The organism is Malaciobacter pacificus, from assembly GCF_004214795.1.
In the GTDB taxonomy this organism is placed as follows: domain Bacteria; phylum Campylobacterota; class Campylobacteria; order Campylobacterales; family Arcobacteraceae; genus Malaciobacter_A; species Malaciobacter_A pacificus.
Genome location: NZ_CP035928.1, coordinates 854,156 through 867,290, shown reverse-complemented (window position 1 = coordinate 867,290; position 13,135 = coordinate 854,156). Strand labels below are relative to the sequence as shown.

The window sequence follows — 13,135 nt, the reverse complement described above, 5'->3', positions numbered from 1 at the left end:
TTATAAATTTATTTATAAGCCTCTATTTTAAGGGCTTTAAAACTATTCAATTATATATCCCAAACCTTTTTTTGAAACAATAAAGTCATTATCTACTATTTTATCCTTTACTCTTTTTATTACAGTTCTTAGTGTTGCATCTGAAGTTTTTGTATCATTCCAAATAAATTCTTTTAAAAATTCTTTTGTTTTTATCTCTTTTTTATTAGTTACTAAAGCTTGAACTAGTAGTGTCTCTTTTTTTGATAAATCAACTAAATCACTTCCTTTGTAAAGTAGATTTGTTTTTGTATTAAAAGTATAAATATCATTCAATTCTACCACTTCATCTTGAATTTCTATCTTTGATTTATCTTCTAAAACTTTAGATTTAACTTTTTTAAGCAATTCCATAATATTTTTTACTTCTAATGGCTTTACAAAATATGAAATTACATTTAATCCAATTGATCTAAATAAATACTCTTCATCTTTATATGCAGATACTATTATAAACTTTTGATTTTCATTGATTGTAGTAATATCATCAATCATACTTAGTCCATCTTTATTTGGCATTTTAATATCTGTTAAAACTAAATCGAATGTTCTTTCTTCATCGTTATACTTTTTATAAAGTTCTAATCCTTGTTGTCCATCACAAGCAATTTCAACCTCATCAAAAATAGTATCTAAATAAAAACTTAGTATTTCTCTTGCATCTTCTTCATCTTCTACTAATAAAACTCTTGTAATTATCTCACTCATTTTTTATCCTTATAGACTTAAATATCTAAAGTGATAGTAAACTTTACACCACTTGAAATATTTTCTACTTCTATTTTTCCTTTCATATTTGCTTCTACAATTGACTTTGTCATATATAAACCTATTCCTGTGCCTTGGTCTTCAAACTTAGTTGTGAAATATGGTTCAAATATTCTATCAATAATTTCTTCATCTATATTTCCACCATTATTTGATATTTCTATTTTTAATTTATCATCATTTTGTGATGTTTTTATATTAATAAGTGCTTCAAAATTCTCTTCTGTTTTTTTACTAAGAAGTGCATCTTTTGCATTATTTAAAATATTTAGTAATGCTTGTTTTAATTCATTTTCATAGTTTAATATCTTGATATCTTCATACTCTATATTTATTTTGATTCCATCTTCATCAAATTGTGTTTTTATCATCTGTAACAATGAATCAATCAATTCTTTAATAGAAAACTCATTTTTAGATTTTGATGGTTTATAAAAGTTTCTAAAATCATCAATCGTATCACTCATGTAATCTATATGTTTAAAAGCCCTATTCATAAACTTATTAATTTGAGCTTCATTTACTGCATCATTTTTATAATTATCTCTTAGAAAATGAAGAATTAAAGATACATTATTTAAAGGTTGTCTCCATTGATGTGCGATATTTCCTAACATCTCACCCATAGATGCTAATTTGTTTTGTTGGATTAAGATTCTATCTTTTTGTCTATTTTTATCAAGCTCTTCTTGAACTTTTACTTTTAACTCTTCTTCACTAAGTTTTATTTTTGTAATATCACTAATATATCCATAAAAGTGACTAACTTGTCTTGAGTGATTTTTAATCAAAATTGCTCTAGTAGAAATCCATCTAGTTTTATTTTCAGCATTTTTAACTCTACACTCCACTGTAAAGTTTTGTAAATCATTTTTAAGTGCTGCATTAATAGCAACTTGAAACTTATCTCTATCCTCTTTATGAATTAATTCCATAAAGTTTCTTTCATGGGATTCAAATTCTCTTTTTGTAAAACCAAAGTTTTTAATACTATTTGAAATATATTTAACACTTAACTCTTCATCATTAACTAATTTAAAGATTACAATTTTCCCATCTTCAACTAGTAATTCAACATCAAGTAACTCTTTTTTTAATCTTTTATTTTTATCTATATCCATAGACATCATAAGCATTCTATCTAGTTCACCATCTTCACCTATAAAAGATTTACCTCTTGCAAGAACCCATTTGAAACCATCATTTTTAGTTTTTAATCTATATTCACAAATAAATGTATCATCAGCTTTTGCAAAGATTTTTGAAAATAGATTTTCTACATTTGCTTTATCATCATTATGAATCAAATTAAACCAATCCGAAAATGTTTTTACTTCATCTTTTTCATATCCAAACATATCTAACCATTTATCTGAGAAATATATCATTTTGGTTTTAAAATCAATATCCCATAAACCATCATTTGAAGCAATAATTGCTAATTCAAATCTCTTTTTCCAATGCTCTAAAGATATAGTTTTATTCTCTAATTCACTATTGTATTTATTAAATATTTTTCCAACAAAGTTTGAAAATAAAAATGTAAATAGAATCAAAATACTTGTTACTACAATTATAATTCCAAGTATTTGAAAGAACCAATTTCTATACTCTTTTTTTATAGAAGTAATAGAGCCACTAATAGAATTTTCAATACTTTTTTCATCATAAAAATTCACTATCAAAAAATTAAATTTGTGATAGAAAAAGCTATTGTCATCAAAATATTGGTTATATTCTAAGTCTTTAAAATAGTGTTCTAAAATCTCAAAAGATTGAGTATGCTTTCTATTTTCTAAAAGTACATTTGATTTAATAAATTTCTTTTGATTGTAAAAGTTAAAAGTCTCTTGAGATAGAATATCATAAAACCAAATTTTATAATCATTTTTTGAAATAGTATCTACAATAGAATCTTTTGTGATTTTTCTAATTGAATTAATAGTAGAAAAAGAACCTATATAATATTCATATCCTAATATATTTACACTATCAAAAAAACTTAATCTTACTGTTTTTTTATCATCATTTTTCCAATATTGTGTATTATTTTTACCTTGAGATGAAATATACTGAAGAGTTATATCTTCATGAATATCATCATTTGAATTAAATATTAGTTTTTCTAAATATTTAATTGATTTTTTTCCATATAAAATATTTAGATTATCTTTGGTAAAAACCACTATTTTTACATCATTCTCCATCTCTAAAGACTTAAAATAATCACTTAAAATCTCAAACTTACTTAAAGAGTTTGATTCTAAATATCCTGATGCTTTATATGAAACTTTTTTAAGTAGTATCTCTTCATCTAAAAAACTCTTTTTTAATTGCTTATCTACTTGTAGTCTAAACTTTTCTAGATATTGCTTTTTCTCAAACTTTTCATTTAAAAATGTTTTTTGTTTTAATAAATCTATCTCTCTATTTTCTTTAGTTTCTAAAATAAAAAATGTAATTACAATCAAAAGTGTTGATAAAAGAAGTATGAATATAGCAGGAATTTGAGAAAAAAGTTTTTGAATATATTCTAGTGTATATCTCTTCTCATTTTTATTTTGCATTTATATTCCTAAAGAATCAATTTAAAGTTTCAAAATTGTTTCATAAGTAAAACATATTTGTACAAAATATCAACTTAAATAAATCTAGCTTAAAAAAGTTCTAAAGGGTATCATTGAAGATTTTTTAAAATCATTCTTTTCATAAAACTTACGGGCTTTAAAATTATCACTGTCAGTTAGTAAAGTGATTCTTTTACATCCTTGTTCTTTTGCAAAATTCTTTGCAAACTCTAAAAGCTTTGAGCCAATGTTTTGATTTCTAAATTCATTTGAAACTATCATATCTTCTAAAATAGCAACCCTAGTTCCAAGTGCAGTTGAAATAGAGTATAAGATATTTACCATAGCAACAATTTTGCCATCTATTTGGCAAACTAAAATATGGCCTATTTTTTCATCTTCTATTATAGTTTTTAAAGCATTATTTTGAAGTTCTTCATTTGGTGTAAACTCTTTTTCTAAACTAAAAAGTTCAGTTAAGAGTTTACATAAGTTTGGTATATCTTTAAGCGTTGCTACTTTGAAGGTCATCTTTTCTCACTAATGTAGTTTCATATCCCATTTCTGGCTCTTTTGGAACAAGATTTGATAAGGCAAAAGAAACAAATGCAATAACCGCTCCAATAATAAATACTAAAGAGTTAGAATAAAGCCAAACTAGGCCTAAAACTGCAGGTAAAAATACTGCTGCGATATGATTTATAGTAAAACTTACTGCACTTGCACTTGAAATATCTTTTGGGTCTGCAATTTTTTGGAAATATGTTTTAAGTGTAATTGCCATAGCAAATAGCAAGTGGTCAATTAAATATAAAGCAAATGCCACAGAAACACTATCAACAAAGGCATAAGAGACAAAAACTATCATAAGACCTAAATACTCAAGTCTTAGAGTCAATCTCTCACCAAATCTAACAATAAACTTACCAATTTTTGGTGCTATGTACATATTTAAAATTGAGTTTACAAAAAGTAAAATTATCATATTGTGAATATCAACACCAAACTTCTCTACAAGTAAGAATCCAGCAAATACAACAAATATCTGCCTTCTAGCCCCTGCTAAAAATGTTAGTAAATAAAATAGCCAATACTCTTTTTTAACTCTTAATTTTCTCTCTTGAATGACTGCTTCTTTAAAGTGAGTAAATAAAAACCAAGCAGCCAAACCTAAAATAAAAGAAAATCCACCAAATATCAAATAAACATATTTATACTCAACAGCTAAATAGTTCATCAAAATATAAATCAAAATAAATACTAAAAGCCCAGCAAATGATTTCACTGCAAATAGTTTCCCTAAAACTATTGGTGATCTACTTTTATCAAGCCATTGAAGAGAAAGTGACTGATTTAAAGTCTCTAAATAGTGAAATCCAATAGACATAATAACTGTTGTGATATATAGACCAATTGGTGTTGGGAAAAATCCAGTAAGTGCAGTACCAAGTCCTAACATCATGATTGATAGATAAACTAATCTTTGCTGAGCAATAATAGCAAGTACTAGTATCACTGTAAAAGCTAAAAGTCCTGGTATTTCCCTAAGACTTTGTAAAATACCAATTTGGCTACCATCAAAAGAAGCTACTTCAACTGTAAAGTTATTTAATAAACTCATCCAAGCACTAAATGACACAACCATAGATATAGTCATAACATATAGTAAGGCTTCCTTTGAAGTGGTAATTCTTGTTAAAAATGTTTTTTTCAAATAATTGTTCCTATGATAATTTTAAGAGCTAAAAGTGTTAATATAACTTTTAAAATCATTGTAAATTTCTTTCCATCTACTTTATCTCGAAGTTTCGTCCCAATCCAACTTCCCGCAATTGCTCCAACAACCATTGCAATTATCACTCCAATATAATCAAAAAATACAAAACCAAAGTACATAAATACAATTAGTTTTAAAATATGAGTGATACACATAATAGCAGCTGCTGTTACTACGACTTTGTTTTTATCTTTGTAGTCTTTTAGTAACAGAGTCATAGCAAGAGGTCCAGTTGCCCCTACTACTATTGATAAACCACTTTGAAAAAATCCAATTAAATAGTAGTTTTCAAATTTTTTGATTTTATCATTAAATTTAGAAGACCAAAGTGATAGTAAAATATATGCTCCCATAAATAGTGGAACATATTCTAAAGATATTAAACTAACAATTGAGGCAAATAAACCAACTCCCAAAAGTGAACCAATCAAAAACTTTGGAACTACTTCATATTGAATATCTTTATATCCAAAAAATGCTCTACTAATATTGCTTGATAATTGTGTTAACCCATGTATTGGTATTACTGCGTTTATTGGCAAGAATGATGGCATAATCGCTATTAACATCATACCTCCACCAAGTCCTACAATCGCAGTAATAGTTGATGTAAAAAAAGTAATAAATCCTAAAATAACTTCTAACATATACAAATCCTATAATTATTAAGCTAAAAATACCCTATTAAGGCTTTATTATCAAAACTGGGTTATAATCGACTTTTCAAATAAAGGAAAAACAATGAAAAAATTACTCATAATTACTATATTTTTAACAAATTTTTTATTTGCAAACTATGCATTCACTGGTCAAAACGGTGGACAAATTGATATGCATGGAGGGAAAGGTGAAAAACTAAAAGGTGGTTCTAGTTTAGGAAGTGGTGAGTTAAAATCACTTGGAAATATTTCAAAACCACTTGCCCCTATTGCACCAACTCCACTTATCAAAAAAGAAGAAAAAAAGGAAGAGACTAAATAATGGCACAAACATATAAATTTATTTCATGGAACGTAAACGGAATTAGAGCAGTTGATAAAAAAGAAGCTTTAAAATGGGTTGATGAAGCAAATATTGATTTACTTGGAATTCAAGAAACAAAATCAATGAAAACACAAATCCCTGATTCAATTTTTGAGAAAAACTACAAAACACTATTTGCAAGTGAATCAAAAATCAAAGGTAGAAGTGGAACGGCACTTTTTACAGACATTGAAACTACATTTGAATGTACTTGTCCAAGTGTTGATATTCTAGAAGAAGGAAGAATCAACGAAGTTCACTTTACACTTGGAAATAAAGATATTGCATTTTTCAATGTATATTTTCCAAATGGTCAATCAAAAGAAGAAAGACTAACTTATAAAATGGAATTCTATGATAGATTTTTAGACCACTGTGAAAATCTAAAGAGTGAGGGAAAATCTATCATCGTATGTGGTGACGTTAATACAGCACACACTGAAATAGATATCGCTCGACCAAAAGCAAATGAAAAAACAAGTGGATTTTTACCAATGGAGAGGGATTGGATAACAAAATTTTTAAACCATGGTTATATTGATACATTTAGATTAGTAAATGGTGATATCAAAGATAAATATTCTTGGTGGTCATACAGAGCAAATGCAAGAGCAAATAATGTTGGCTGGAGAATTGATTATTTTTATATTAGTGAAGATTTAAAAGAGTATGTAAAAGATGCTTATATTTTAGATGAAATTATGGGAAGCGACCACTGCCCTATTGGGCTTGAGATGGAGTTATAAGAGTTCTTCTCTTATAACTAAACTTTTAATAAATCTAACACATCCTGTGCACTTGGTGTAAAATCTTTATGTTCTTCATCACTATATGGATCGATATATTTATATACTATTGTTTCAAGGGGATTTTTCCACTGATTTCTTTGCTCTATTTTTTCATATGAAGTTGGTATAATTAACGTATTTACTCTATATATTCCTGCTATTTGCATAGGTCCACTATCGATTGTTAAAAACAAATCTAAAGCTGCAATTTTTTCTGCTAAATCTATTACTGAAGTTTTACCTGCAAGATTAGTACAATTTTCTATACCATTTTCTTTTAATTGATTTTCAATATCTTCACAAATATCAATCTCATTTTTACCACCAAGTAAAACAATATCATATTTATGAGCTAATGCTAAAGCTACTTTTGAAAACTCTTGGGAAGGCCATCTTTTTACATTTGCATATGTTGAGCCTGGATGAATTCCAAATGTTGGTTTTTTAAACCATTGTGGTTTTACTCTTAGCATCAAATCACCAGCAGTATAATCAGTATCTAAAGTTTTATTCATAAACTCATTATATTTTTCTACATTATGGCAATCTTTGTGAATATCTTCATAAATTACTTTATTTTCACATTGTACAAAAAACATAAAAAACTTAGTAAAAAAGCTATTTTTAAAAGAGATTACTAAATCTTGTTCCCCTAAACCCCTAGCTGTCCTAAAAAGTGACAATAAAGAGAAAATAGACTTAGATGTATCTTCCACTACAACTTTTGAAATTCTTACATCCTTTTCAAATAATTTTGCAGATACAGCAGAACCAACAAGAGTAATCTGTGCACCTCTATGGTGCTTTATTAGGTTTTCTATGGCTGGAGTAACCATTATAGTATCTTCAATCAAGTCAGGTAATTCAACTAATAATTTCATCACATATTCCCAGTAAAAATTTAATATAACTAAATATACACAAAGATTCTTTGTTTTAGTTTAGTTTTTAAGATTACAATTGTTAGTATTGCAAAAACTCAAGGATAAATATGGAAGATTTTAACTTTGATGAATATGTAAAAATGGTTAAATCTTTTCAAGAAAAAGATGACCCAACAGGATGGTTTGATTCTATTTATAAAAATGCAAATGGTGATTATAAAAAAGTATTTTGGGCTGATTTAGAACCTAGCCCTTATTTGGTAGAATGGCTAGAGAAAAATCCCTTAAATAAAAAAAATAAAAAAGCTTGTGTTATAGGTTGTGGAGTTGGAGATGATGCCCAAGCTTTAAGTGAATTCGGATTTGATGTAACTGCTTTTGATATATCACCAAGTGCCATTGAACTTTGTATAAATAGATATCCAAATACAAAAGTTGATTATATAGTTGCTGATTTATTTGATTATCCAAAAGAGTGGTTTGAAAAGTTTGATGTAGTTTATGAATGTAATACTATCCAAGTTTTACCTGGAGTTTATAGACATAAAGCAAGAGATGCTATGAGTTCTTTAATTTGCAAAGATGGATATATATTAGTATCTTGTAGAAGTAGAAATGAAGGTGAAAAACAGGATGCTATTCCTTTACCTTTAACAAAAAAAGAGATAGATAATTTTAAAACTATAAATAATCTAAAAGAGTTAAGTTTTTTAGCTTATGATGATAATCAAGAACCTTCAGTACCTCATTTTTTTGCAGTCTATAAAAAATAGACTGCTTTAACTTATACTATTTTCAGTAACAATAGGTATCTCAATAATAAATTTTGCACCCTTATTTGTATTAATTACATTTAATTTTCCATGTAAACTCTCTACAATTATTTTATAGCTCATATATAAACCAAGTCCTGTACCTTGAGAAGAGTGCTTTGTTGTAAAATATGGGTCAAAAATTTTATTAAGTAAATTATTATCTATTCCACCAGCATTATCTTCTATAGTTAATATAACTTTTTCATCATACTTCTTCATACTAATTTCAATCCAAGGATTTTCTATATCACGTTCTTTTAATGCATCAATAGCATTATTTAAAATATTAATTAAAACCTGCCCTAATTCACCTAAATATAAATATAACTCAATAGGATTTTTATCTATATTATTTTTTAATTCAATTCCATTGTGGGATAATGAACCAGATACAATCTCAATTGCTGTATTTATTCTCTCTTGTAAAACAACTTTTTTAAACTCTTTTTTCTCTTTTAAGAAGTTTCTAAAAGTATCAATAGTATCAGATAAATATTGAGTTGTATTTACAATTTTTTCCATATTATCACTTACAATATTCATATCTTGTTCTATTCCAACTTTATGACTTACATTAACACTTGATGCCAAAGTAGAGATCGTACTTAAAGGTTGTCTCCATTGATGAGCTATATTTTCAATCATCTCTCCCATTTGAGCTTGTTTAGTTTTATTTTCTAACTCTTTAATGTCAGTGATATCAACCACACTTAAAACTGAAATATTTTTATCTTTGATTTTATAAAAACTTACTAAAGCATAAAAGGTTTTATCTTCATTTTTTTTAGCAAATACTTCAAAAGGATATTTATAATTATCATTAATTTTTGTCTTAAAATACTCTTCTGAATCTTCACTAATAAAATCATAAGGACTTTTTCCTTTTATTAATTCTTTTGATTTGTATTTAAAAATTTTAACAGCTCTTTTATTTGCATTAATACACTTATCATTTTTAAAAATAATTATAGCCTCTAAAGTAGAATCTATTAGTTTTGAAAACTCATTTATTGACTTTTTAAGAAGATATTGTTTATAAATGAATAGAGCAAATATAAATAAAACAAAAACTAAAATTTGCCACATAATTGTGTAATCAACAACTTGTTCAAATTTTATAGATATCCATTTATTTAATATTTTTCGTTTATCCTCTTCACTAATAGTCTTAATTGCTTTTTCTAAAATATCAAATAGAATTAAATCATCATTTCTTACAGCAATTCCTAATTCCCAATTAAGATTTAATTTACCCGCTATTTTAACTTGATCTCTCTGTCTTGTTTGAAAAAAAGAACTAATTGTAGTTAGAGTATCTACATAACCAAATATCTCACCTTTAGAAACTAACTTCATTCCCTCTTCGATATTTTTCACTTCAACAATATTAATCTCAGGATGTTTTGTTTTAATTATTTCTGAAATAGCGTTGTTTTTGATTATTCCAATTGGTTTATTATATAAGTCTTTTATATCTTCAATAAAAGGAATATCTAATTTTGTAGCAACAACTAGGGGTAATTTTAAATAAGTAGATGTAAATTTCAAATACTCTTCTCTTTTTGGTGTCTTCATTGCAAGAGATATAATATCACACTTTCTATTTTGAGCATACTTTAATGTTTGGCTCCAGTTTTCCGTTTTAATTACATTAAAATCAATTCCAAGAACATTTGAATACAATTTAAAATAATCAGCACTTATACCTTTATAATTACCTTTTGAATCAAAAAATTCTAAAGGTTCCCAATTTGGATCAATACACATATTAATGTTTTTTTTATTTCTTAAATATTTTTTTTCTTCATTATTAAGTGTTATTCTTGAATTAGTAAAATCACCAAACCATTTCTTATTTAATTGTTCAAGTTTTTGGACAGAAAGATTATTATAGGCTTTATTTATTATTGAAATTAAAGTAGGATTATTAATGTTTGTTGCAAAATGTAAAGAATTTAACTTTCTAGCAAAATTTTCCTTAACTATTGTAGATACCTTAAGAGAGAAGAAACCATATTTTTTTATATAATAATTTGCAACATCTTCACTACTTATTATAGCATCTATTTCTCCTGTACTTAGAGCTTCTAATTTATCTTGAAAACTTTTATAGTAAATTTTTGAAACTTCAGAATATTGATTAAAGAAATTCTCTTCACTCCAGCCTTTTATTACACCTACTTTTTTTCCATACAAATCTTTTATATTTGAAATATTAGGTCCATCTTTTCTAATAACATATACATTTACTGATCTTGAATATGGTGTTGAAAAATTAAATTTTATTTCACGATTTGCAGTTTTATACATTGTGTGCATCAAATCAATATTATTATTTTCTAAATCATTTAGTAGTTCATTCCAATCTTTTGTTATATATTTTATTTTTAAACCACTATCTTCCAAAAGCATTTCTAATAAATCTATTGAATATCCCTTTGCTACTCCATCAATATTATAATCATATGGCTCATAAAAATACTCATTAGAAACTAAAATAATTTTTTTATTTTTAATATACTCTATTTCATCTTCTGAAAAAATAGTCTTAGAAAATAGAATTATAGGTAATAATAAGGCAACTAAAATTTTTATCATTCTTTATCTTTATCATTTTTTGAAATTATATAATATATTTAAAATACTTATATATGTTTTAATAAGAGATAAAAATAGACTTAAAATAATCTTTATATGTAATAAATTCAGAATATCATAATAAAGCCTCAATCCAATTTACTACACCATTTAAACTATCGCTCTGTTTTTTAGAAATAAACACATAAGGCTTGCTTTTTCTACTAACTTTAACATCATTTTCCATATCAGTTAAATCAATATCAACATAAGGTGCTAAGTCAGTTTTATTTACAATAAGTAAATCAGAAAACAATAAACCAGCTCCTTTTTTTCTAGGAATATCAGCACCTTGTGCCACATCAATCACATATACATAATAATCAATTAATTCATAAGAAAAAGTTGCACTAAGATTATCTCCACCACTTTCTACAAATACAATATCAGGATTAAATTTTTCTTCAAGTTCCACTACTGCTTTTTGATTCATAGAAATATCATCCCTAATAGCAGTGTGGGGACAACCACCAGTTTCAACACCTATGATTCTATCTTCATCTAAGTCAAGTGTTTTTTTAAGATAATTTGCATCTTCAGTTGTATAAATATCATTTGTAACTATTCCTAAAGAGTATTTATCTTTAAGTAAATTTGTAAGACTTTCAATAAGTGAAGTTTTTCCACTTCCAACTGGTCCTGCGATTCCTATTTTTAATGCCATATTTTATATTTTCCTTCTTTTCTTTATAATCAAGTTGCGAACATCTTTGGTTCTAAATTTAAGTGTGCAAAAATCACTTCTTCAAATAGTGGATTAAAGTTTGTAACTTTATCACCAATATTTTCATATCCATAATTTTCTAAAATCTCATCAAACTCAAATAACATTTGTTGAATTTCACTTGGTTTTATTCTTGATATTTTTAGAGTTGTTACAGCTATATTTATAAGGTTTTTCTTTGTCCACATTACTATAAAATCTTCTAAGCTAATATCTAAATCATAAGCTAAACAAGCTAAAACTATGATCTCATTTGCAACTGATTTTTTTTCTTCAATGTCTTTAAAATACTCTTTTACTATATCTTTAGTAGCTAAGTTTTTTATTTGAGCATAATAGTTTTGCCCAATATCCCTTGAAGCTTTTGCATATTCAAAAGTCAAATAAGCTTTAAAATTCTTATCTAATCTTTTTATGATAGATAATTTATCATCTTCTAAAGCTTCATAAACTTTTTTGATATAAACAAACTCCATTTGTGAGTATTGGTCTATGATAAGATTTTCTAAATAGATTTTTAAACTATTTATATCTTTTACTTCTTCTTTTATCACATGTGGTTCAAGTCCAAAAGAGTGTACAAAAACACCTGATGGAAAACTCCCATCAAGGATTTGTAAAAATCGACTAAGGCTTTTTAAATTTGATTTTGAAAAAGAATTAGTGTGAGTGATGTGCTTTACCATTTGGTTTAAAGTACCCTTTTGTTTTTTCAACTTTTATTGCATTATTTGAATAACAATCTTTGATAATATCACCAAGTGAAATATCATCTAACACTGTAATTTTAAAATCTTCAATCATAACTGGTTGATGACGATTTCCAATTTCATAAGCAGTTTTTGCAAAAGTTAATGCATCATCAAACTCTAAAGTGAAAATTTCATCTTCACATCTACTTACTTTAATAACATGACCATCTTCACACATCAAAAAATCATTTTCATGAAGATGTGTAAACTTAGCTTTTACTATAAAATTTATATCCTCTTTTGAAACTGCAGTTAAATTTGGCTTTTGCATATCAAACCATGATAACTCAACCTCATCAGTGTAAAAATCTATATTTTTTCTTATTTCAATAACTTTTTTAATATCATTTATACTCATAAT

Annotated in this window: 13 protein-coding genes; 3 read left to right on the top strand and 10 right to left on the bottom strand. The window is 26.2% G+C overall.

The genetic code is table 11. The features are described from left to right. Positions 1-42 precede the first annotated feature (42 nt). The 5 genes from APAC_RS04460 to APAC_RS04440 form a co-directional block, all read right to left on the bottom strand. Positions 43-747: a response regulator transcription factor gene (locus APAC_RS04460; RefSeq protein WP_130232976.1), complete on the bottom strand. Its 705-nt coding sequence runs from the start codon at positions 745-747 to the stop codon at positions 43-45. 17 nt (positions 748-764) lie between these two features. After that, entirely contained in the window at positions 765-3,374 is a 2,610-nt protein-coding gene (locus APAC_RS04455; protein ID WP_130232975.1) for a PAS domain-containing sensor histidine kinase, read from the bottom strand. A gap of 84 nt (positions 3,375-3,458) precedes the next feature. Continuing rightward, positions 3,459-3,905 carry a GNAT family N-acetyltransferase gene (locus APAC_RS04450; RefSeq protein WP_130232974.1) on the bottom strand — a complete coding sequence of 149 codons (447 nt, stop codon included), beginning with the start codon at positions 3,903-3,905 and terminating at the stop codon, positions 3,459-3,461. After that, positions 3,880-5,088: an MFS transporter gene (locus APAC_RS04445; protein ID WP_196781795.1), complete on the bottom strand. Its 1,209-nt coding sequence runs from the start codon at positions 5,086-5,088 to the stop codon at positions 3,880-3,882. Before APAC_RS04445 ends, APAC_RS04450 begins: the two co-directional genes overlap by 26 nt. Continuing rightward, positions 5,085-5,798 carry a sulfite exporter TauE/SafE family protein gene (locus APAC_RS04440; protein ID WP_130232973.1) on the bottom strand — a complete coding sequence of 238 codons (714 nt, stop codon included), beginning with the start codon at positions 5,796-5,798 and terminating at the stop codon, positions 5,085-5,087. The genes APAC_RS04445 and APAC_RS04440 overlap by 4 nt, the downstream gene beginning before the upstream one ends. A 94-nt stretch (positions 5,799-5,892) precedes the next feature. Here APAC_RS04440 and APAC_RS04435 point away from each other — a divergent pair, with 94 nt between their 5' ends. Beyond that, positions 5,893-6,132, top strand: a complete 240-nt coding sequence (locus APAC_RS04435) for a hypothetical protein (RefSeq protein WP_130232972.1) — start codon at positions 5,893-5,895, stop codon at positions 6,130-6,132. Beyond that, positions 6,132-6,920 (top strand): exodeoxyribonuclease III, encoded by a 789-nt coding sequence (locus APAC_RS04430; protein WP_130232971.1) that lies wholly within the window; start codon positions 6,132-6,134, stop codon positions 6,918-6,920. The genes APAC_RS04435 and APAC_RS04430 overlap by 1 nt, the downstream gene beginning before the upstream one ends. Positions 6,921-6,937: 17 nt before the next feature. Here APAC_RS04430 and APAC_RS04425 read toward each other — a convergent pair whose 3' ends face one another. After that, a complete protein-coding gene (locus APAC_RS04425) occupies positions 6,938-7,843 on the bottom strand; it encodes a glycosyltransferase family 9 protein (RefSeq protein WP_130232970.1) in 906 nt (301 codons plus the stop codon). A gap of 110 nt (positions 7,844-7,953) precedes the next feature. On the opposite strand from APAC_RS04425, the gene APAC_RS04420 reads away from it, so the two are divergent. Continuing rightward, positions 7,954-8,619, top strand: a complete 666-nt coding sequence (locus APAC_RS04420) for a class I SAM-dependent methyltransferase (RefSeq protein WP_130232969.1) — start codon at positions 7,954-7,956, stop codon at positions 8,617-8,619. A 6-nt stretch (positions 8,620-8,625) separates the two neighbouring features. Here the strand turns inward: APAC_RS04420 and APAC_RS04415 are convergent, their stop codons facing one another. From APAC_RS04415 to APAC_RS04400, 4 genes are all read right to left on the bottom strand, one after another. Next, on the bottom strand, positions 8,626-11,259 hold the full coding sequence (locus APAC_RS04415) for a transporter substrate-binding domain-containing protein (protein WP_130232968.1): 2,634 nt from the start codon (positions 11,257-11,259) through the stop codon (positions 8,626-8,628). 115 nt (positions 11,260-11,374) lie between these two features. Continuing rightward, positions 11,375-11,962, bottom strand: coding sequence for an urease accessory protein UreG (gene ureG / locus APAC_RS04410; protein WP_130232967.1), 588 nt, complete (start codon positions 11,960-11,962; stop codon positions 11,375-11,377). A gap of 29 nt (positions 11,963-11,991) precedes the next feature. Next, positions 11,992-12,708 carry an urease accessory protein UreF gene (locus APAC_RS04405; protein WP_130232966.1) on the bottom strand — a complete coding sequence of 239 codons (717 nt, stop codon included), beginning with the start codon at positions 12,706-12,708 and terminating at the stop codon, positions 11,992-11,994. Continuing rightward, on the bottom strand, positions 12,683-13,132 hold the full coding sequence (locus tag APAC_RS04400; RefSeq protein ID WP_130232965.1) for an urease accessory protein UreE: 450 nt from the start codon (positions 13,130-13,132) through the stop codon (positions 12,683-12,685). The genes APAC_RS04405 and APAC_RS04400 overlap by 26 nt, the downstream gene beginning before the upstream one ends. Positions 13,133-13,135: the final 3 nt, after the last annotated feature.